20 protein-coding genes are annotated in these 20456 nt (G+C 63.6%); 10 read left to right on the top strand and 10 right to left on the bottom strand.

Annotated features, from left to right (window positions below):
* Nucleotides 1–20 precede the first annotated feature (20 nt).
* Both AB4Z38_RS19990 and AB4Z38_RS19985 read right to left on the bottom strand, forming a co-directional pair.
* Nucleotides 21–602 carry a hypothetical protein gene (locus tag AB4Z38_RS19990; RefSeq protein WP_441431321.1) on the bottom strand — a complete coding sequence of 194 codons (582 nt, stop codon included), beginning with the start codon at nucleotides 600–602 and terminating at the stop codon, nucleotides 21–23.
* Between the two features lie 98 nt (nucleotides 603–700).
* Complete coding sequence (locus tag AB4Z38_RS19985; RefSeq protein WP_441431320.1) at nucleotides 701–1852, bottom strand: Fic family protein; 1152 nt, start codon at nucleotides 1850–1852, stop codon at nucleotides 701–703.
* A gap of 320 nt (nucleotides 1853–2172) precedes the next feature.
* On the opposite strand from AB4Z38_RS19985, the gene AB4Z38_RS19980 reads away from it, so the two are divergent.
* From AB4Z38_RS19980 to AB4Z38_RS19955, 6 genes are all read left to right on the top strand, one after another.
* The gene (locus tag AB4Z38_RS19980) at nucleotides 2173–2892 is read left to right on the top strand and encodes a FadR/GntR family transcriptional regulator (RefSeq protein WP_441431319.1); all 720 of its coding nucleotides are present in this window, start codon (nucleotides 2173–2175) and stop codon (nucleotides 2890–2892) included.
* A 20-nt stretch (nucleotides 2893–2912) separates the two neighbouring features.
* Nucleotides 2913–3938 (top strand): asparaginase, encoded by a 1026-nt coding sequence (locus tag AB4Z38_RS19975; protein ID WP_441431318.1) that lies wholly within the window; start codon nucleotides 2913–2915, stop codon nucleotides 3936–3938.
* A 45-nt stretch (nucleotides 3939–3983) separates the two neighbouring features.
* The gene (aspA, locus tag AB4Z38_RS19970; RefSeq protein ID WP_441431317.1) at nucleotides 3984–5408 is read left to right on the top strand and encodes an aspartate ammonia-lyase; all 1425 of its coding nucleotides are present in this window, start codon (nucleotides 3984–3986) and stop codon (nucleotides 5406–5408) included.
* A 125-nt stretch (nucleotides 5409–5533) separates the two neighbouring features.
* A complete protein-coding gene (locus AB4Z38_RS19965; protein ID WP_441431316.1) occupies nucleotides 5534–7051 on the top strand; it encodes an amino acid permease in 1518 nt (505 codons plus the stop codon).
* A 191-nt stretch (nucleotides 7052–7242) separates the two neighbouring features.
* A complete protein-coding gene (locus tag AB4Z38_RS19960; RefSeq protein WP_441431315.1) occupies nucleotides 7243–7914 on the top strand; it encodes a FadR/GntR family transcriptional regulator in 672 nt (223 codons plus the stop codon).
* Between the two features lie 90 nt (nucleotides 7915–8004).
* Nucleotides 8005–8406: a VOC family protein gene (locus AB4Z38_RS19955; RefSeq protein ID WP_441431314.1), complete on the top strand. Its 402-nt coding sequence runs from the start codon at nucleotides 8005–8007 to the stop codon at nucleotides 8404–8406.
* A 9-nt stretch (nucleotides 8407–8415) separates the two neighbouring features.
* Here the strand turns inward: AB4Z38_RS19955 and AB4Z38_RS19950 are convergent, their stop codons facing one another.
* The 8 genes from AB4Z38_RS19950 to AB4Z38_RS19915 all read right to left on the bottom strand — a co-directional run bounded on the left by AB4Z38_RS19950 (nucleotide 8416) and on the right by AB4Z38_RS19915 (nucleotide 16501).
* Nucleotides 8416–9318, bottom strand: a complete 903-nt coding sequence (locus AB4Z38_RS19950) for an amidohydrolase family protein (RefSeq protein ID WP_441431313.1) — start codon at nucleotides 9316–9318, stop codon at nucleotides 8416–8418.
* A complete protein-coding gene (locus AB4Z38_RS19945; protein ID WP_441431312.1) occupies nucleotides 9315–10268 on the bottom strand; it encodes an aldo/keto reductase in 954 nt (317 codons plus the stop codon). Before AB4Z38_RS19945 ends, AB4Z38_RS19950 begins: the two co-directional genes overlap by 4 nt.
* On the bottom strand, nucleotides 10265–10579 hold the full coding sequence (locus AB4Z38_RS19940) for an L-rhamnose mutarotase (RefSeq protein WP_441431311.1): 315 nt from the start codon (nucleotides 10577–10579) through the stop codon (nucleotides 10265–10267). The genes AB4Z38_RS19945 and AB4Z38_RS19940 overlap by 4 nt, the downstream gene beginning before the upstream one ends.
* A gap of 1 nt (nucleotide 10580) precedes the next feature.
* Nucleotides 10581–11864: an alpha-L-fucosidase gene (locus AB4Z38_RS19935; RefSeq protein WP_441431310.1), complete on the bottom strand. Its 1284-nt coding sequence runs from the start codon at nucleotides 11862–11864 to the stop codon at nucleotides 10581–10583.
* 76 nt (nucleotides 11865–11940) lie between these two features.
* The gene (locus AB4Z38_RS19930; protein ID WP_441431309.1) at nucleotides 11941–12840 is read right to left on the bottom strand and encodes a carbohydrate ABC transporter permease; all 900 of its coding nucleotides are present in this window, start codon (nucleotides 12838–12840) and stop codon (nucleotides 11941–11943) included.
* Complete coding sequence (locus AB4Z38_RS19925; protein ID WP_441431308.1) at nucleotides 12833–13804, bottom strand: carbohydrate ABC transporter permease; 972 nt, start codon at nucleotides 13802–13804, stop codon at nucleotides 12833–12835. Before AB4Z38_RS19925 ends, AB4Z38_RS19930 begins: the two co-directional genes overlap by 8 nt.
* Before the next feature lie 73 nt (nucleotides 13805–13877).
* The gene (locus AB4Z38_RS19920; protein ID WP_441431307.1) at nucleotides 13878–15116 is read right to left on the bottom strand and encodes an ABC transporter substrate-binding protein; all 1239 of its coding nucleotides are present in this window, start codon (nucleotides 15114–15116) and stop codon (nucleotides 13878–13880) included.
* 62 nt (nucleotides 15117–15178) lie between these two features.
* Nucleotides 15179–16501, bottom strand: coding sequence for an L-fuconate dehydratase (locus tag AB4Z38_RS19915; RefSeq protein WP_441431306.1), 1323 nt, complete (start codon nucleotides 16499–16501; stop codon nucleotides 15179–15181).
* Nucleotides 16502–16645: 144 nt separating this feature from the next.
* Here AB4Z38_RS19915 and AB4Z38_RS19910 point away from each other — a divergent pair, with 144 nt between their 5' ends.
* The 4 genes from AB4Z38_RS19910 to AB4Z38_RS19895 all read left to right on the top strand — a co-directional run bounded on the left by AB4Z38_RS19910 (nucleotide 16646) and on the right by AB4Z38_RS19895 (nucleotide 20453).
* Nucleotides 16646–17557, top strand: coding sequence for a fumarylacetoacetate hydrolase family protein (locus AB4Z38_RS19910; protein ID WP_441431305.1), 912 nt, complete (start codon nucleotides 16646–16648; stop codon nucleotides 17555–17557).
* Nucleotides 17554–18303, top strand: coding sequence for an SDR family NAD(P)-dependent oxidoreductase (locus AB4Z38_RS19905; protein WP_441431304.1), 750 nt, complete (start codon nucleotides 17554–17556; stop codon nucleotides 18301–18303). The genes AB4Z38_RS19910 and AB4Z38_RS19905 overlap by 4 nt, the downstream gene beginning before the upstream one ends.
* Nucleotides 18304–18400: 97 nt before the next feature.
* On the top strand, nucleotides 18401–19714 hold the full coding sequence (locus tag AB4Z38_RS19900) for an ATP-binding protein (RefSeq protein ID WP_441431303.1): 1314 nt from the start codon (nucleotides 18401–18403) through the stop codon (nucleotides 19712–19714).
* 79 nt (nucleotides 19715–19793) lie between these two features.
* Complete coding sequence (locus tag AB4Z38_RS19895) at nucleotides 19794–20453, top strand: transmembrane-type terpene cyclase (protein ID WP_441431302.1); 660 nt, start codon at nucleotides 19794–19796, stop codon at nucleotides 20451–20453.
* Nucleotides 20454–20456 lie beyond the last annotated feature (3 nt).

Below are 20456 nucleotides of genomic sequence, written 5' to 3'. Positions count from 1 at the left end.
ATCGCCGCTTGCAGGTACCACTACGGCAATTGAGGGAAATGCTGGCGGTTCCTGATGCGCGATTCGCCGAACACAACCTCCACTGTTCCGATCTCCCACGGTCCGCGGCCCCTGTGCAGGGGCCTGCCCACGGCGACGTGGGGTACCCAACGGGGCGAGCGGAATCCAAGGGCTGGCGAGCTGAGGATGAAGTCGTCGATGTTGTCGACCAGCAGTTCATCCAAAAGCTCGTGGAGGGCGTGCACGAGGGAGACCTGATAGTCACGTACCGGGGCTGGCACATCCACTTCCAGTCCGCACACTCCGCCGCTGCCTAGGATGATCAGCCTTTCGGCGCTGCCGGAGAAGGCCTCCAGCACGGGCAGAGCCTCAAGCCACGCGACGGTCCTGAGCAGGGTGGACTCGGCATTGGTGTTGCCCTTGGTCCAATCAGCCACGTCCCGACAAAAGTCATCCAGGACGCCCAGGTGCAATAGCGTCATGTGCAATCCCGGCGGCCTACGCAAGGCAAACACGTATCGCGCTAACTCCTCATAATCCGAGGGTCCTGCCCCGATGCCGAGGACCGGCACCTCCACCGTGATGGGCGGTGCTGTCTGCATCGTTGATTCCCATCCCCCGCGCGGACGGTTGGCCATGGATGCAATTATGCTCCGGCAGCAGTTCGTTCGCCTCACGAATGCCTGTTCGGCCAACTGGCCTATTGAGTGTCTCTCAGTATCTGAGGCAGGAATCCCATCTGGTCGAGGCGCCATGTCAGCAACGGTGTTAACTCACTCGGTGCCAGGCGGAGGCGGTAAGTCCTCCTACCGTCGCCAATCGGCTCGATGACGCCTCGATCAAGGAGCTTCCGGATATTCTGGCTGCGCGTTGCAGCCGAACCCGGGAAAGCGGATTCAAGGTCAGCGGCTTTCGCCTCCCCCTTCTTCGCGACGATGAACAGGGCGCTTGCTTCATTCGCCGTAAACCGCGCCGTCTGCAGTCCCCTTCGTAAAGCGGGCAGTATGAGTTCTTCCGTGACGAAACCCCGGGTCCCCAACATCGAAAGTTTCCTCATGTCAGCCAGGAGTCCCTCCAAAACATAGGTAGACCACCGGACGAGCGCCGCAGGCTCGAGCGAAGCAGCATCCTCGAGACGTTCGTAGTAGAGACTTCTGTTCTGGCCAAACACGGCAGTAGGGTTGAGCCCGCGGTAGCCGGCGGCGTCGGAGAACCCGTGTCGCCTCATCGCCGCATACGTGAGGAGTCTTCCAACGCGCCCGTTTCCGTTCCCAAATGGATGAATCCATACGAAGCGATGGTGGGCTAAAGCGATCTTCAACAGTTCAAAGTTCTGCTCGACATCTGCGTTGATGAAATCCAGGAGTGAAGTCATATCGCTGTGGACATCACCCGGAGCGGGAGGGCGATGGGCAGATCCGCTGATGGTGATATCGCTCAGCCGGTAGGCCCCAGGCGTACGATCGCCCTCACGCTCCAGTCCTGCGACCGATATTCGATGGATTTCCCGAACGAGTCCGTGTGTCAGCGTGGTTCCCGGGCTCACCGTTGCATCGACGAAGGCCGTTGCTTGTTGCAGCTGAACGATCTCTTGAACACCATCATTTTGCTGCACGTCGCCATAGCGATCGGCTCGTTCCACACCCGCCACGGCGTCGACAATCGATGTGCGGTTTCCTTCGATTCGCGCGCTCATGATGTTCGACATCAGCTGGAAGAGGTCCTTCAACTGCGAAAAGATCGCAGGATGAGTCGTTCCGGCGCCCATGTCACTACGTATCCGTTCAAGCTCAATGATGGTCTTGGCAAGCGGAGAACTGAACAGGAAGTCGGGAAATTCGATGGGCTTCATCGCATCAGGATTTTCGCCATGGTAGTCATAACAATTAAGACTAAGCCCGGCTGCGCCCCTAGAAATCAACCCACTCGACGTCATGAGAGCATCAGACAATTAAATCCGGACATTCAGCATTTAAGTCGGAGGCTCAGCCAGCAAGCCGGTGAACCTTGACACCGCCCTGTGACCCGTGCCATATTCGTAGAGTGAACCTGTCAGACAGCCGGACAGCCGGACAGGCCGCCACTGGACAGCCAGCCATCAGCCAGAAAGCTGCGGCTGGCCAGCGCACCGCCACAAGCGGCGCCGTCCCCGGGCCGGCCCAAGGAGCCCAAGTGGCCCAACCAACAAGCCCCCGGCCGGCCCAAGCGCCCAGGCCATCAAGCCCCCGGCCCCTCGCCCGCTTCAGTGCCGCGGAAGCCGTGTTCAGCGCCATCCGCCAGGACATCGAAGACGGAACCGTGGAAGTGGGGACCAAACTCAGCTCTGAAGCCACCTTGGCCGCGCAGTACGGAGTGAGCCGCTCGGTCGTCCGTGAGGCGCTCCGCTCCTGCACTGCGCTCGGGCTGACGGTCACCAAGACCGGCAAAGGCACGTTCGTCGTCGCGGACCGGGTAGCCAATGACCTCACGCTCGGCCACTACTCGGCACGGGACCTCAACGAGGCACGCCCGCATATCGAAGTCCCGGCAGCCGGCCTGGCGGCGAAACGCCGCAGCCCGGAAGACCTCGAACACCTCAAGGAAATCGTCGGTTCAATGGCAGCCGAGACCGACCCTGAGACCTGGGTCAGCCTCGACGCCAGTTTCCATTCTGCCATTGCCCGCTCAAGCGGCAACAAGGTCTTCGAAAGCGTCGTCGCAGACATCCGCGAAGCCTTGGCCCATCAATCCGAAACCTTGAACATGGTAGCCGACCGCCAGCATGTTTCAGACGATGAACACCTCCGCATCGTCGAAGCCATCGAAGCCGGCGACGCCTCCGCCGCCGAAGCCGCCATGGCCGACCATCTCAGCGCCGTCAGCGTTGCGTTGGACTCCATCCTCAGCAAATGATCCACCAACTGAAGGAAGTCATGCCCACCCCGCATGCAACGCGCACTGCTATGCCCGCAACCACCCCGGCAGCAAGCAATCCGCCAACCCCGCGCCATGTCCCCCTTGCGGAACAGACCCGCGACGGCTTGGTCGAGAGCATCCACTACGGTTCCCTTATCGCCGTCGGGCCGGACGGCGATACGCTCCTCGAAGCGGGCGAGCCCGATGGTGCGTTCTACCCGCGGTCGTCGCTCAAACCGCTGCAGGCGGTCGCCATGGTCCGCGCGGGGCTCAAGCTTCCGGAGAACCTCCTCGCCCTCACCGCGGCAAGCCACTCCGGCGCCGCGATGCACCTCGACGGCGCCACACGCATCCTCGAAATGCACGGCCTGGACAAAAGCGCGTTGGAAAACAGCACGGACCTCCCCTACGGCATCGCCGAGCGCGAAGCATGGCTCCGCGCAGGCGGCAAGCCCACCCAGCTCGCGCAGAACTGTTCGGGCAAGCACGCGTCCATGGCCGCGACGTGCGTAGTCAACGGCTGGCCTGTCCAGGGCTACCTGCACCCCGAGCATCCCCTCCAGGTGCTTGTGAAGGACACCATCACCGAGCTCACGGGCGAAGACCCCGCGGCCATCAGCACGGACGGTTGCGGCACTCCGCTCTTTGCCCACAGCCTTCACGGAATGGCCCGGGCCTATGGCCGTATGGCCGCGGCGGACAGCACGGAAGCAGAAGGCCAGGTAGCCCACGCCATGCGAGCCTTCCCCGAGATGGTGGCAGGCGAGGATCGCGACGTCACAGCCATCATGCGTACGGTTCCCGGGTTGCTCGCCAAGGACGGCTTTGAAGGCCTCCAGCTCATCGGCCTGCGCAACGGCACCGGCGTCGCCATCAAGATCTCCGACGGCGGCGACCGCGCACGCATGCCCGTCACCGTCCGCGTCCTTGAGGAGCTAGGGCTCGACGGCGGCCAGCTCGCCATGCTCGCCAGCGCGCCTGTGTTGGGCGGTGGCCACCCTGTTGGCGTACTCCGTGCCGCGAACTTCCTCGCATCCAACTGACTCCAACTGGCGCAGTCAAACAAGCACAAAGACCAAAGGACAGCAATGACATCTGCCGTGCACTCCACGACAATTCCAGGGTTCCGCTCGGAACACGATCTCCTCGGCGACCGCGACGTCCCTGCTGACGCCTACTGGGGCGTGCACACGCTGCGTGCCATCGAGAACTTCCCTATTACCGGTCACCCTTTGGCCAGCAACGCCAACCTCGTCAAGGGCCTCGCCGCAGTCAAGCTCGCCGCCGCCCGCACGAACCGCGAGCTCGGCCTCCTGGACGACGAACAGGCGGAGGCGATCGAGCAAGCCTGCCAGGACATCCTGGACGGCAAGCTCCACGAGCAGTTCATGGTGGACGTCATCCAGGGCGGCGCTGGCACCAGCTCCAACATGAACGCCAACGAGGTCATCGCCAACCGGGCGCTCGAAATCCTTGGCCACCCCAAGGGAGACTACGCCAGGCTGCACCCGAACGACCACGTCAACTTGAGCCAATCCACCAATGACGTCTACCCCACCGCCGTCAACCTGGCCACGATTTTCTCGGTCCAGGGGCTTCTTTCGGGTCTGCAGGAACTCCAGGTCGCGTTCGCGGAAAAGGGCGAGGAATTCCGCACCGTCGTCAAGATGGGCCGCACGCAATTGCAGGACGCCGTCCCTATGACCCTCGGCCAGGAATTCGGCGGCTACGCCGTGACTGTGGGCGAGGACCGGGCGCGTCTGGCCGAGTCCCAGCTGCTCATCCACGAGATCAACCTTGGGGCCACCGCCATCGGAACCGGCCTGAACGCCCCCGTCGGATACGCCGAAGCAGCCTGCAGGCACTTGGCCGAGATCACCGGCCTGCCCCTCGTCACCTCGGTCGACCTCATCGAGGCCACCCAGGACGTGGGTGCGTTCGTCCACCTCTCGGGCGTGCTCAAGCGCGTCGCCGTCAAGCTTTCCAAAATTTGCAACGATCTCCGCTTGCTGTCCTCCGGACCGCGTGCGGGACTGGGCGAGATCAACCTCCCGGCTGTTCAGTCGGGATCGTCCATCATGCCAGGCAAGATCAATCCGGTGATCCCGGAAGTGGTCAGCCAAGTGGCCTATGAAGTCATCGGCAACGATGTCACAGTCACCATGGCAGCCGAAGCGGGACAGCTCCAGCTGAACGCCTTCGAACCGATTATCGTACACAGCCTCCACAAGAGCATCTCCCACCTGGAAGCCGCGTGCCGCACACTCACGTCGCGCTGCATCCGGGGCATCACCGCGAACACCGAACGCCTGCGCCTCACGGTAGAGCAGTCGATCGGACTCGTCACGGCACTCAATCCGCACATCGGCTACGCCTCCGCCACTGCCATCGCCCAAGAAGCGCTGGCAAGCGGCAAGGGTGTCGCCGAGCTCGTTCTCGAACACGGCTTGCTGACCTCGGAGCAGCTCGACGAGCTTCTCCGCCCCGAACGCCTGGCCAACCTCAGCAACTAGCCTGAGCCGCGCAGAACGTCCGACGACGGCGGCACTCACCAGCCGCCGTCGGGCCTGAACGCGCGAAGAAACAGGCCGGACGGCAAGATCCGGACCCCCAACAGGACACCCCCCAAAGGATTCCCATGACTAATGCACCCATCACGGACCACACGGTCCCGCCGCAGGCGCACGCCACTGAAAAGCTCCTCCACGCCGAGGACAAGGGCTACCACAAGAGCCTGAAGCCGCGTCAGATCCAGATGATCGCGATCGGCGGTGCCATCGGCACCGGCCTGTTCCTGGGTGCCGGCGGCCGCCTCAACGCTGCGGGCCCCTCCCTCGTCATCGCGTACGCGGTCTGCGGCTTCTTTGCCTTCCTGATCCTGCGCGCCCTCGGCGAACTCGTGCTGCACCGCCCGTCGTCGGGCTCCTTCGTCTCCTACGCCCGCGAGTTCTTCGGCGAGAAGGCTGCGTTTGTCTCCGGCTGGTTCTACTGGATCAACTGGGCCACCACTACCATCGTGGACATCACCGCCGCAGCCCTCTACATGAACTTCTTCGGCAAATACGTCCCCTGGATGGGCGTTGTTCCGCAGTGGGCATGGGCCTTGATCGCCTTGGTTGTTGTCCTGAGCTTGAACCTGGTTTCCGTCAAGGTGTTCGGCGAAATGGAGTTCTACTTCGCGCTCATCAAGGTGGCCGCGCTGGCCGCCTTCCTCGTGGTCGGCACCTTCTTCGTCATCTTCGGCACGCCCGTACCGGGCCAGGAGGTCGGCTTCAGCCTCCTCACGGACCACGGCGGCATCTTCCCCAACGGCCTGCTGCCGATGATCATCCTCATGCAGGGTGTGCTGTTCGCCTACGCCTCGATCGAGCTAGTCGGCACGGCAGCCGGTGAGACCGAGAACCCCGAGAAGATCATGCCCAAGGCCATCAACTCCGTGGTCTTCCGCATCGCCGTCTTCTATGTCGGCTCCGTCATCCTGCTGGCCCTGCTGCTGCCGTACACCTCATACGTCAAGGGTGTCAGCCCGTTCGTGACGTTCTTCGGCCACATCGGCATCCAGGGCGTGGACGTGATCATGAACCTCGTGGTCCTCACAGCCGCGCTGTCGTCCCTGAATGCCGGGCTGTACTCCACCGGTCGCATCCTGCGCTCCATGTCCGTGGCCGGTTCGGCTCCGAAGTTCGCCCAGCGCATGAACAAGGCCGGTGTCCCTTACGGCGGCATCGCCATCACCGCCGGTGTCTCCCTGCTCGGTGTTCCGCTGAACTACCTGGTCCCGGCCGACGCCTTCGAGATCGTGCTCAACGTCGCTTCCGTAGGCATCATCGTCACCTGGGCAACTATCGTCCTGTGCCAGATGCAGCTCAAACGCTGGGCCGACAAGGGTTGGTTGAAGCGTCCGTCCTTCCGGATGTTCGGCGCACCCTACACCGGTTACCTTTCGCTGCTGTTCCTGGTGGGTGTGCTGGTGATGGTGTTCATCGACTCCCCGCTCACCATGCTGGTCACGGCAATTGCCTGCGCGCTCATGGTGGTCGGCTGGTACCTGTGCCGCAAGCAGATCCACGAACTCGCCGCAGCCCGCGACGGCTTCACCGGCAGCTCCCCCGTGATCGCCAACCTGCCGGTTGCCGGTTCAGAGAACAAGATCTAGCCCTTTCAGCCCTACGTGCCCGACGGCGGCACCTGCGGTTCCGTTCGCGCGGAATCCGGGTGCCGCCGTCGTGCGTTGCACCCGCGTCCCCAACTGACTCGCATTTGTTGTCGTTATCGGGCCTCTAAACGACAACAAATGCGAGTCAGTTGGGTGCCAGACATCCGATCATTCGCCGCTAGGATGTAGCCATGGCTGTCACAGATGAAGCGATCGGCAAGATCAAGGACATGCTGATCCGCGGCGAGCTCAAGGCCGGGGACCGCCTTCCGCCGGAGAAGGAACTGAGCGAGCGGCTCGGCCTCTCGCGAAGCTCCTTGCGCGAAGCCGTCAAGGCCCTCGAACTCATCCGGGTCCTGGACGTGCGGCGTGGGGACGGCACTTATGTCACCAGCCTTGACGCCAAGTTGCTCAACGAGGCCGTGGCGTTCGTCGTTGATCTTCATCAGGACCGTTCCATCCTGGACCTCTTTGAGGTCCGACGAATCCTGGAGCCTGCCACCGCCTTCATCGCGACAGGCAAAATCACTCCCGTCGCCCTCACAGCCCTGCGCGCCACGATGGACGGAATCGACGAAAACACCGACGTCGAAGAGCTCGTTGCCCACGACCTTGAATTCCACGGCATCATCACCCAGGCAGCCGGCAACGATTACCTCGCAGGCCTGCTCGAGGCGCTCTCCAGCAGTACCGTCCGGGCCCGCATTTGGCGGGGGCTGACCCAGGAAAAAGCCGTGGCGCACACTCTTGCCGAGCACAAGGCCATCGCGGACGCCTTGGAACGCGGCGACGCCGAGCTGGTCCGGGCGCTCGTGACGGTCCACATCAGCGGTGTCGAAAGCTGGCTGCGCCAGGCGCTCTAGCCATAATGACGTGGGAACGCTGTCTTCGTTCACGATGCGGACGTAGGATTCGGGTAAACCAACCTCATCCAGTTAAGCGGAAGTGCAGCTATGACCACCGTCGGAGTGCGTTACATCGTGGACAATGTGGACGACGCCATCGCCTTCTACTGTGGGCATCTCGGCTTCCGCGAACTCATGCATCCGGCCCCCACCTTCGCGATGCTCGTCCGCGGGGAACTGCGCCTGGCACTCAGCGCACCCAGCCAGCTGGGTGGCGGCGGCCAAACCATGCCGGACGGCACAAAGCCCGCGCCAGGAGGCTGGAACCGCATCCAGGTTGAAGTCTCTGATCTCGCTGCGACGGTAAAGACCATGCAAGACGCCGGCTTGCACTTCCGCAACGACATCGTCACCGGCGTCGGCGGCCGTCAGATCCTGCTCGACGACCCTTCGGGCAATCCCATCGAATTGTTCGAACCGAGCCTCCCCGAGGCTTCGCTCGCTCAATAGGCCCCGCCTTCACGCTGGCGCCGCCAGGGGCTGTGCCCGTTCAAGCCCGTACGTCCGCGCCGCGGTCGCTTCCAGGAACTCCTGGCGCTCCGCTGAAGTGAGTTCATCCGCAAGTTCCAGAAGCACCTCCATAGTGTGTCCGTACGGAGCACCTAGGGTGCTGACAGGCCAATCGCCACCGATCATGAGCCGTTTCGGCCCGAAAGCTTCCAGCGCTTCGTCCCAGAGCGGACGCAAGGCCCCGGCCGTATAGGGAATTCCCGGCACGTGCAGGCCCGACACCTTGGCAATGGTGTTGGGCAGCCCGGCCAAGTCCCGGAAATCCGCGCGCCACAAGTCCATCGCCGCAGCCTCGGCCAGCGGCGGCTTCCCAAGATGGTCCAGCACGATCGTCAGCTCGGGCAGATCCCGGGCCAGCTGGACCGTTCGCCCAAGGTGCCTCGGAAAGGCGTCCGGGACGTCGAACGCCAATCCTTGGCTGGCAAGCATGCGCAATGAATCGCGGACTGCGGGCAACTCCAGGAAGTCGTCCCGCGGATCGTCGTGGACCAGGTGCCGGACGCCCCGGAAAGCGGGATTCCGAAGGAACCGTTGCAACTCCTTCTCCGCTTCGGCGGGCTTGTCGAGGGGAATCCAGCCCACGACGCCGAGTACCCAGGAGTTGCGGTCGGCGACGCCGAGCATGAAGTCGGTATCCGCAACGGTGTCGTCAGCTTGGACGAGCATTGCTCCCTCGACACCCGCTGCGGCCAGGGTTTTCCGGGCCTCGGCTTCGCCGTAGCTGCGGAACAGGCCGCCGTGCCGCGGGCCAAGCCACGCGTAGGGCCGCGGTCCGTCACCAGTGCGGGGTCTTCCGGCGCGTGGACCCGGATCCGGCCCGAGTTCCCACAGATGCAGGTGCGAATCAATCACCCGAGGACACCCGCCAAAGCCGCCCACAGCTCTTCCGGCACATCCTCATTCATCCGCGCCGCGTTGGCGACAATCTGCTCCGGACTACTTGCCCCTGCCGTCACGTTCAGGACGGCCGGGTGCCGCAGGCTGAACTGGAGCGCCGCCGTCGGGAGCTCCACCCCGAACTCGCGGCACACGCCGGCGAACGCCCGTGCACGCTCCACCAGTGCGCGATGGGCACGCGCATAGTTGTAGTGCGCGTCCTCGGATACTTCCGGTCTCGCCAGCAGACCGGAGTTGAACACGCCAACGTTCACGACGCCGGTGCCGCGCGCCACGCAGCGGTCCAGGAGCGGAACGCCGGGCTGCTCGAGCAAGGTGTACCGGCCGGCAAGCATCACGAGGTCCAAGTCCGCGGCCTCGATGCATTCGAGGGCGGCCTCCGCAGAGTTCGTCCCGACGCCGATCGCCTTCACCACGCCGTCCGCACGCAACTTTTCCAGCGCAGGCAGGGCTTCGCTGATTCCCCTGCCGAGGTCATGGACATCAGGGTCATGCAGGTAGGAGATGTCCACGTGGTTCAGGCCAAGGCGTTCGAGCGATTCCTCGATGCTCCGGCGGATCCCTGCCTCGGAAAAGTCCCATTGGCGTTTGCTCGTGGCCGGGACGTCGAAGCCTTCGTCGTCCTTCTCGTCGGCTCCTGCGGCGTTGGGGACCAGCAATCGGCCCACCTTGGTGGAGACCGTGAATTCACTCCGTGGCTTATCGCTGAGTACGGCGCCGAGCCTGCGCTCTGACAGTCCCAGGCCGTAGTGCGGAGCGGTGTCGAAGTAGCGGACCCCGGCGTCCCAGGCCGCGTTGACGGTAGCAGCGGCCTGGGCGTCCGGCATGGCACGGTATAGGTTGCCGATGCCGGCGGCGCCGAAGCCGAGCTTGCCCAGCCCGCCACCCCACAGTGAGCCGCTCATACCAGCTCCCATACCAACGGGATGCCCGAGTCATTACCCGAATAGTCGTCCGGAACGTCCAGAAGCTCCGCCATGCGGGCTTGCCACGGGACATTGGCCGGATGGTCCGCGAGCGCCCGGCGCATGGCCTGGTAGTCGTCCACCTCAACCAGGTGGAAGAGGTCCAGCCCGCTGCGCCAGATCCGCCAATTGCCCACGCCGGCCTCCTTCAGGGCGGCGACGAGCCCGGCCGGGATCCCCGCATGGGCATCCGCGTAGTCCTGCTCGGCACCTGGCTTGAGCCGGGTGTGCAGGGCAATGGTTTCCGGCACGCTACACCCCGGGCTTCAGGAAGAGTTCGACGACGGGCACCGCCACGTCCGGTCGCTGGACAGGCAGCTTCAGTGTCAGGGTACCTGCTGGCTGTCCTCCCGGGGTCGTGTTGATCGCTTCCCGGTCCGGTGCGATCTGAAGCATCGCGACTTCGGAGGCGTCGTTGAGCAGCTGGGCGTATTCCACCTTGCCGGCGAGATCCGGGAGGTGGACGTATTCGAAGGGCCACGCAAACAGGTGCACGTAAAGACGGTCAGCGCGGCGCGTGTACCGGGAATCGGCGGGCGGGGTCCAGGCCGCAGGGCCTGCCCCGTGGATGGCCCTGGAATGCAGTTTCATCCAGTCGCCGATGCCGCGGAGGGACTCCACAGCCCTCGGATCGAAATTCCCGCGGCCTGTGGGGCCGACGTTGAGGAGCAGGTTTCCGCCCTTGGCCACTCCGTCGACCAGCATCCGTACCAGCAAGTCCACGGACTTGTAGTCCAGGTTGTCCCGGTCATAGCCCCAGCTCCCGTTGAGGGTCTGGCACGCTTCCCAAGGCACCTCGATACCGTCCACCACCATGGGACCGGATGGCTGGTACTGCTCGGGCGTGGCGAAGTCGCCGGGAATGTCGAGGCGGTCGTTGACGATGATGCCCGGCTGAAGTTCCCGGACCATCTTCAAGAGTTCCACGGAACCCCATGCCTCGCGCCCTTTGCCGCCCCAGATGTCCTTGTGGTCCTCGCTGGTGTAGGAGAAGTCGAAGAAGAGGTAGTCGATCTGGCCATAGTTGCTGAGCAGTTCGCGCACCTGGCCGTGGAGGTATTCGCGGTAGCGGGCCATGTCGCGGCCTTCGTTGAGCTTTTCGGCGTCGGGGTTGTCCCGTTCGGGGTGGAACCCGTCGATAGTGAAATCCGGGTGGTGCCAGTCAATGAGTGAATGGTAGAAACCTACCTTCAGGCCGAATTCCCGCAGTGCCTCGACGTATTGGGCCACGAGGTCCTGACCGGACGGAGTCTTGGTGGATTTGTAGTCGGTGAGTGCTGAATCCCACAGGCAGAAGCCCTCGTGGTGCTTGGTGGTCAGCACCACATACTTCATGCCTGCATCTTTCGCAGCGCGGGCCCATTCCCGCGGATCGTAGAGATCCGGGTTGAAGTGCTGGAAATACTTCTCATATTCCTCGGCAGGAATGCGTTCGCGGTTCATGACCCACTCATGCCGGGCCGGCAGGGCGTACAGGCCCCAGTGGACAAACATGCCGAACCGGGACTCCGTGAACCAAGGTGCTTGGGCGATCATTGGTGGTTACTCCTTCAACGTTGTTGCGGGTCTTAGGTTGTTGAGCGTTGTTGTTAGCAGGCTGGACTTGGCAGGTTTAGCGTCCGCCAAAGCCGCTCGTGACGATGCCTTTGACGAGGTGTTTCTGCAGGAGGATCAGCAGCAGAAGGGTGGGAGCCATCGAAATCACCGAGGCGGCCATGACCAGGTGCCACTGATTGCCCTGTTGGCCGAAGAACATCTGCAGCCCGAGCGGGATGGTGCCGAGGTTGTTGACGTCGTTGATTACGACCAACGGCCAGAGGAACGAGTTCCAGTAACTGATGAAGCTGAAGACGGCCAGGACGGCCATGGTCGGTCTGGCCAGTGGAAGCATGACCAGCAGGAACGTCCGCAGCGTTCCGGCGCCGTCCACCCGGGCCGCATCGTCGAGTTCCTGGGGTACGCCAAGGAAGAATTGCCGCAAGAGGAATGCACCGAATGCGGTGAAGGCCCAAGGCACGATGAGGGCCTGGAAAGTGTTCACCCAGGCTACTTTTTGCATCATGACGAACATCGGGACGATCAGGACCTCTTGGGGAATCATCAGGGTTGCCAGGAACACCATGAACACCAGGTTCCGTCCCCGCCAGCGCTGCCGTGAGAAGGCGTAGCCGGAGAATGCCGAAACCACCAAGGTGAGTGCGGTTCCAGCGGCCGAGACCAACAGCCCGTTGCCCATGAAGCGCAGGAACGGCATGTAGTTCAGGGCCTCCTGGTAGTTCTGCCACCGGAATTCCGAGCCGAACAGTTTCGGCGGAACGCTGAAGATTTCAGCAGGGGGTTTGAACGAAGTCGCGAACATGTAGATCAGCGGGGACAAGAAGAGGAGGGCGATCAGGCAAAGGATCGCGTAGCCAATGGCGGGCCGGATCTTTGCAGCCCATCGTCTTCCGGGCGCTCTGGAGCCACGGGGACGGGCGGTGAGGGGGCGTATCCGGCTGGTTGTCTCAAGCATCGTAGTGCACCCACTTCTTTTGTCCGAGGAACTGGACTGCCGTCACGCCCAGGATGATGACAAAGAGGATCCACGCGGCTGCGGAAGCCAGGCCGAGCTGGTGGAACTGGAAGCCCTGGTTGTAGATGTACAAGACGATCGTCGAGGTGGACGAGCCGGGCCCTCCCTTGGTGAGGATGAACGGCTGGGCGAAGACCTGGAAGGAGGTAATGAGGGTCATCATCGTCCCAAAGAAGATCGACGGCGAAATGAGCTTGAGCTTGATCCGCCAGAAGATGGTCCAGGCGTTGGCGCCATCGATTGCCGCCGCCTCGGTGAGGTTCTCAGGGACGGCATCCAGGGCGGCCGAGAAAACCAGCATGTTGTAGCCGAACCCCTGCCATACGCTCATAACGACGATGGCCATCATTGCCCAGTGTTCGTCTCCGAGGAAGTTTGGCGCTGAAACTCCCGTGGTGCTTTGCAAGGTGCCGTCGATGAATCCACCGGGTTGGTACAGCATCCTCCAGACGACAATGTTGGCCACCACGGGGGTGATCGAAGGAATGAAGAAGATGACCCGGAAGATGTGGCGCCCCTTGATGCGCGGAGTCAACCACGCGGCAAGGCCCAAGGACACAACCAGGTTCAGGGGCACATAAAGGACCACAAACAGGACGGTGTTCGCGACAACCTGGCCGAAGATGGGATCGCTGAACAGCCGTTGATAGTTGCCCAAGCCGAGGAAGCTCGGGGTTCCCAGCAGCGGCCAGCGGAAGAGGCTGATGACAAGGGAAACAACGATCGGCAGCAGCGTGAAGATGGCGAGGCCGAGCCCATGCGGCAGGGCAAAGGCCGGTCCCCACATGGTCCGCCGGCCGAGCTGGGCATCCGGCTGGGCGTTCGCCTTCGTTTTCGCCTTCCCAGGGGAGATGGTTGCCGCGCCTTCAGGAAGCGGTGCCTTTGCGGGCTTGAGTAGTGTCATTTCTCATTCCTTTGCGAAGAGTGTGTGCCTGCCCGGCCGTTACTCAGGAACTGCCGGGCAGGCACCACACTGATCATCGGGGCAGCTGGGCCGCAATGTCTTTCATGACGTCGGCTGCGCTCTGCTGTCCGTTGATGGATTTGACGAGGTACTGATTGAAAAGCTGGCCCAGTTGGTCGCTGTTGGTGTTGCTTGGCATGGGCACTGCCGTGGCTTCGGCACTCTTGAGGGTCTCCGCGACTCCCGGAATGCCCGCGTTGTCAATCCACTTTGTCTGCTGGGCGGTGCGTGCGGCCAGTGCTCGCCCTGCTGCTGCCAAATCCCCCAGAACCTTGTCCCCGGTCATTTCCTTGAGCGCGGCAAAGGCCTTGTCTGGAGTGGCGCATTGCTTGGAGATGCCCCAGCCCGACCCCGCACTGAAGGTCTTTCCGCCGCCTGGGCCGGCGGGAAGGGTGGTCGCGCCGACCTTGAACTTGGCTTTGGCCTTCACATCCAGCAGGGACCAAGGACCGTCAATACTCATCGCAGTATTGCCCGCCATGAATTCATTGGCACTGAACGCCGTGTCGCCGCCGGGAAGCTGCGGGGAGACCTTCTCCTTGTTTGTCAGGTCCGAGACCCACTGGAGTCCCTTGGCGAAGGTCGGGTCGCTTGCGTCCATGGTGCCGTCTTCCTTGAGGACCCGTCCGCCGTTGTAGGCGAGGACTTGTGATTCAACGAAGAGATCGGCCGTGTTGGGCGCGATGGCGTGCTTTCCGTTGGCCGACAGTTTCTTCGCGGCGGCCACGAACTCATCGGACGTCCAACCTGCCTTCGGGACGGGCACGCCAGCGGCATCGAACACGTCCTTGTTGTAGAACATCATCACCGGGCCCACGTCATACGGCAGGGCATACAGATTGTTGTCGGCGCTGAGTCCCTTGATCATGGAGGGGTCGAACGCGCTCAGATCCAGGTTGTTCTTCTTCACCAGGTCATCGAGCGGGAGCATGCCATCTTTGAGCTGCGCTATCCGCAGGCTCTGGACCGACACTAGGCACGGTGCCGTATTCGAGCTGAGCTGGGTGCTCATCTTGGTGAAGTAGTCCTGGAAAGTAGAACCCTGCAGAGTGATCTTCACATCTCCCAGGGTGTTGCTGACGTCATCGGCAACCTTTTCCCAGTTCTTCTGGTCTTCCGTGCCGCCGACCCACATGGCCCAGGTCATGGCAGTCTTGCCGTCTGCGGTACTGCCGGACGAGCTGCCCCCGCATCCCGTGAGTCCAATGAGGCCCAGTGCCAAGGCACCTGCCACCAACGCTTCTTTGCGCATATCTTTCACCACGTGCTTTCAGTAGGGAACTGTGCTTTCGAGAGGAATTTCGATGAAGGCTATTACTGGGGAGTCAAAAGATTGGACCCACCGGCCCACATCGGGCCGTCGGGAAAGCTGTAGTCGACCAGCGTGCCACGGGCCATTTCGCCGCCGGCCCCCGGTGCGGACGGAGGCCAGTAGCAGCCGTCGTGGACATCGACCGGAGTGACGAAGTGCTCATGCAGGTGGTCGACGAACTCAATCATCCGACCATTCTTGTCGCCGGAAACTGCCACGAAATCGAACATCGACAAGTGCTGGACGGCCTCGCACAGACCAACACCGCCTGCATGCGGGCAGACACGGACGCCGAACTTCGCCGCGAGGAGGAGGATGGCGATGTTCTCGTTCACGCCCGCCACCCGCGCCGCATCCAGTTGCAGGACCTGTAGCGACCCGGCCTGCAGCATCTGCTTGAACACCACCCGGTTCTGGACATGCTCACCCGTGGCCACCGGGATAGGAGCCACGCCCCGGGCAATCGCCGCATGGCCAAGGACGTCATCGGGGCTGGTGGGTTCCTCAATCCAGGCAATGTCATAGGGAGCCAGGTACGCCATCCATTCAATGGCTTCCTGAACGTCCCAGCGTTGGTTCGCGTCCACGGCGATCTTGATATCCGGCCCCACGGCATCGCGGGCCGTGCGGACGCGCCTGATGTCGTCTTCCAGCGAGGCCCCCACCTTGAGCTTGATCTGCCCGAAACCGTCCGCGACGGCTTCCTTGGCCAGACGCACAAGTTTGTCGTCGCTGTAACCCAACCAGCCCGGCGTCGTGGTGTATGCAGGGTATCCCTCCGAGAGAAGCGCTGCCCTGCAGGCGGCGCGCCCCGGCTCCGCCGTCCGCAATATTCCCAGCGCGTCGTCCGGCGTGAGGGCATCGCTGAGATACCTGAAGTCCACGAGCGCCACGATCTCCTCGGGGCTCATTCCGGATAGCAGTTCCCAGAGCGGGAGCCCTGCCCGCTTGGCCTTGAGGTCCCAAAGGGCGTTGACGACCGCGCCGATCGCCATGTGCATCACGCCCTTTTCGGGGCCGAGCCAACGGAGTTGGGAATCGTGGGCGAGGAGCTTCCACGTGCCACCCATGTCGCCGAGAAGCTCCTCGACGTTGCGGCCCAGGACGTGGTGGCGGAGTGCTTGGATCGCCACCGTCTCCACCTCGTTGCCACGCCCGATGGTGAAGACGAAACCGTGGCCCTCGTGGCCGTCACCGGCGTCGGTGCGGATCACCAGATATGCCGCCGAATAGTCCGGATCCGGATTCATGGCATCCGATCCGTCCAGTTCCTGTGAAGTGGGAAAACGGATATCGAAGGTGTCCACCGCGGTAATGACGCTCATTGTGCTCCTTGCTTGGCAGCAGATCGTTTGCTGGGATGAGCGTAAACATCCGATGTCTGTATTGTCAATGGGTCACATTTCCGTATTATGGGGAGCAACAGCAGACTAGAGCTCGGATGTTAGAGCCAGAGCACGGAGGAATACATGAACATGAAATTCGCCCGGCTGGGCACTGCCGGAAATGAAAAGCCGGTTGTCATCGCCCAAGACGCCAACGGCACCGAAAAGTACTTCAGCCTTAACACGCTGACGAAGGACATCAACGGAGAGTTCCTCGCCAGCGACGGCATCGCACGCACCCGGGAAGCCCTTGATGCAGGCGATCTGCCCGAGATTTCAGCCGAGGGACTCCGGATCGGTTCCCCCGTCGCCCGCCCCGGAAACGTGGCCTGCATCGGCCTCAACTACACCGCCCACGCGGCCGAATCCGGCGCCACGCCACCGGAATCACCCGTAGTGTTCCTGAAGCCGAGCAACACGGTCAGTGGACCGTTCGACGCCGCGCCCATCCCGCCGTCGTCGGAAAAGTACGACTGGGAGGTGGAACTCGGAATCGTCATCGGCCGCGAAGCGTCATACCTTTCCAGTACCGAGGAGGCCGCGGACTGCATCGCGGGCTACGTCGTCGCCAACGACCTCTCCGAGCGCGAATACCAACTGCCCGGAGCCGCAGGCCAGTGGACCAAAGGCAAGTCGCTTCAGCAGTCCACTCCCCTCGGCCCGTGGCTGGTTCCCGCGGATGAGCTCGACGCCGGCCACCTCGCCTTGCGCACCTGGGTCAATGGCGAGATCCGTCAATCGTCAGACACCTCGGACATGATCTTCGACGCCCTTACCGTGGTCCACCACCTCAGCCAGTACATGGTCCTGGAGCCCGGCGACGTCATTCTCACGGGCACTCCCGAAGGCGTGGCGCTCTCCGGGCGCTTCCCGTACATCCAGCCCGGCGACGTGGTGGAGCTTGAGGTGGAAGGGCTCGGCCGCCAACGGCAAGAGTTCTACCGGGCCCGTTCCGGTTCGCTTGCATCAGTAGGCACTGACAAGGCCACGCGGTGAGCACCGACTTCGAGGGGCTCGTAGCGCTGGTCACCGGCGGGGCGTCCGGCATCGGTGCGGCTATCGCTGACCGGCTCGCCGCCGGCGGGGCGCAAGTCGCCGTGCTCGACCTCAACCCGTCCGGCACCCCGCATTTCGGCGTCGAATGCAATGTGGCCGACGACGCCTCGGTGCGCGCCGCCGTCGACTCCGTTGCCCGGAAGTTCGGCCGCCTTGACGTCGTGGTCAACAACGCGGGGATCGGCGCCCAAGGGGACGTTTCGGCCAACGACGACGACGAATGGCACCGCGTGCTGGACATCAACGTGGTGGGCATCGCCCGCGTCAGCCGCGCGGCCTTGCCGTACCTGCGCGAATCGCCGGCAGCGGCGATCGTCAACACGTGCTCCATCGCGGCGACCGCCGGACTGCAGCAACGGGCTTTGTATTCGGCGTCGAAGGGCGCTGTTTTGTCCTTGACGCTCGCCATGGCGGCCGACCATGTCCGCGAAGGGATCCGCGTCAACTGCGTCAACCCGGGCACGGTGGACACGCCGTGGGTGGGCAGGCTGCTCGAGTCCTCCGCCGATCCCGCCGCCGAGCGCACCGCGCTCAACGCCCGCCAGCCACACGGCCGCCTGGTGGAGGCCGCAGAGGTGGCTGGCGCCGTCGCCTACCTCGCGAGCCCGCTGTCAGGTTCGACGTCGGGCACATCGTTGGCGATCGACGGCGGCATGCAGGGGCTGCGGCTGCGCCCGGTGGGGTAGGGCCTCCGTAACGCAACGCCCGCGCAACCCCGCGCCGCCACCTGTTCGCCTATGCTCAACAGCAGGCAATCGATGGCGATCCACCAAGGAGCAGGGCATGAGCAATTGGCGTATCAGGGACTTCCATTCCTCGGACATGGACGGCATCCTGCACCTGTGGGAGTCGCTCAAGGCGGACAACGTGGATCCGGTCTATGCGCTCTCCGAGGTCCTGGCCTCGTGCGAGAAGGACCACGCCGTGGTGGCGGTGCAGGGCGAGCAGGTGGTGGGTGCGGCCGTCGGACGCGCGGCCCATGACCAGGGCTGGATCGTTTTCCTGGCCACGCTGCCCGAGTTCCGCGGCCGCGGGATCGGCACCTCGCTGCTGGCCGCCGTCGAGAACCGGATGACCCCGCACGGGCTCAACAAGCTCTCGGCGCTCATGCCGGAGTCCGAAACCCGGGTTGAAGCGTTCCTGGGCCGCGGCTTCCTGCTCAAGCAAAACCTGCACTACTTCGAGCGGACCATCCCGGTCCAGCGCCAGGAGCTCGAGCCGCTCAGCCAGCTCGGCGGCCGCATCCTGGCCCGGGACCTGTGGGAAAACGTCGCCGGCATGCGCCGCGAAAAGGAACTGCTGGAACGCCGCTTGGTCCTTCCCCTGGCCGAGGCCGACCTCGCCGATCAATTCGGCGTGGTGCCGCCGCGCGCCGTCGTGCTCTTCGGCCCGCCCGGGACTGGCAAGACGACGTTCGCGAAGGCGATCGCGTCCCGGCTCGAGTGGCCGTTCGTGGAGGTGTTCCCCTCGCGGCTGGCCTCCGACCCCAAGGGTCTGGCCGGCGCGCTGCGCGAGACGTTCCTGGAAATCGCCGAACTGGAGCACGCCGTCGTCTTCATCGACGAGGTCGAGGAGATCGCGTCCCAGCGCTCCGGCGAACCGCCGTCCCCGCTGCAGGGCGTGACCAACGAACTCCTCAAGATCATCCCGGCCTTCCGCGAACAGCCCGGCCGCCTGCTGGTGTGCGCCACCAACTTCATCCGCGCCCTGGACACCGCCTTCCTGCGCCACGGCCGCTTCGACTACGTCATCCCCATCGGCCTGCCCGACGTCCACGCCCGCGAGGCCATGTGGCAACGCTTCATCCCGGCCAGCGTGGTCGACGCGGTGGATGTGGCGCTGCTGGTGTCGCGGACCGAGGGCTTCTCCCCCGCGGACATCGAGTACGCGGCACGCAGCGCCTCCCAGCGTGCTTTGGAAAAAGCCGTGTACAACGACGGCGGCGCCTCCACTGGGGGCCCCGCACCGGCGTCGAACGGCCGCAAGGGACCGGTCACCCAGGACTACCTCGACGCCATCGCCGATACCCGGACCACCGTCAGCGAGGAAGTCCACCAGGACTTCCTCGAAGACATCGACGCACTGGGCCGGGTTTAGAGCAACGCGGGGTCACTTACGGCCCATGTTCGGCCCCGGGATGGGCCGTAAGTGACCCCGCGTTGCAGAAGGAGGAACCGTGAACCTGTTTCTGACAATCCTGAGCGGCGTCGCCTGGACGACGGTCTACATTTGCGCGATCCGGATCGGGTTTCGGGATAAGACATACGCGATCCCGGCAGCGGCGCTGGGTCTGAACTTCGCGTGGGAGGTCATCTACTCGGTGCATTCGCTCAGCACGAGGCTCTCCGTGCAGGGTGTCATCAACATTGCCTGGGCTTTGGCCGACGTGGCGATTGTGTACACCTTCTTCGCGTTCGGCAGGCGGGAGCTTCCCGGGTTTGTCACCCGGCCGCTGTTCATCGGATGGGCGGTCATGCTGGGCCTGGCATCTTTCGCCGTGCAGTGGCTGTTCATCGCCGAGTTCGATTGGGATCCCGCATCCCGGTACGCGGCATTCCTGCAGAATCTCCTCATGTCCGGCTTATTCATAGCCATGTTCGCGGCCCGCCGCAGCCTGCGGGGCCAATCCCTGGTGATCGCTGTGGGGAAGTGGATCGGGACACTCGCGCCCACCATCACCTTTGGGGTCCTCGAGAGTTCACTGTTCATTCTGGGCATTGGCGTCCTGTGCAGTGTGTTCGACCTGACGTACATTGGGCTGCTGTGGTGGGCAAGGAGAAACCCGGGTGCCCTCGCGCGGGCCCGGGACGCGGGGGGCCTCCCGGCGGTACCCTGAACC

The organism is Arthrobacter sp. 2RAF6 (genome assembly GCF_052115205.1).
In the GTDB taxonomy this organism is placed as follows: Bacteria; Actinomycetota; Actinomycetes; order Actinomycetales; family Micrococcaceae; genus Arthrobacter.
Note: the sequence above shows the minus strand (reverse complement) of the source record. Positions and strands in the feature narration are given on the sequence as shown.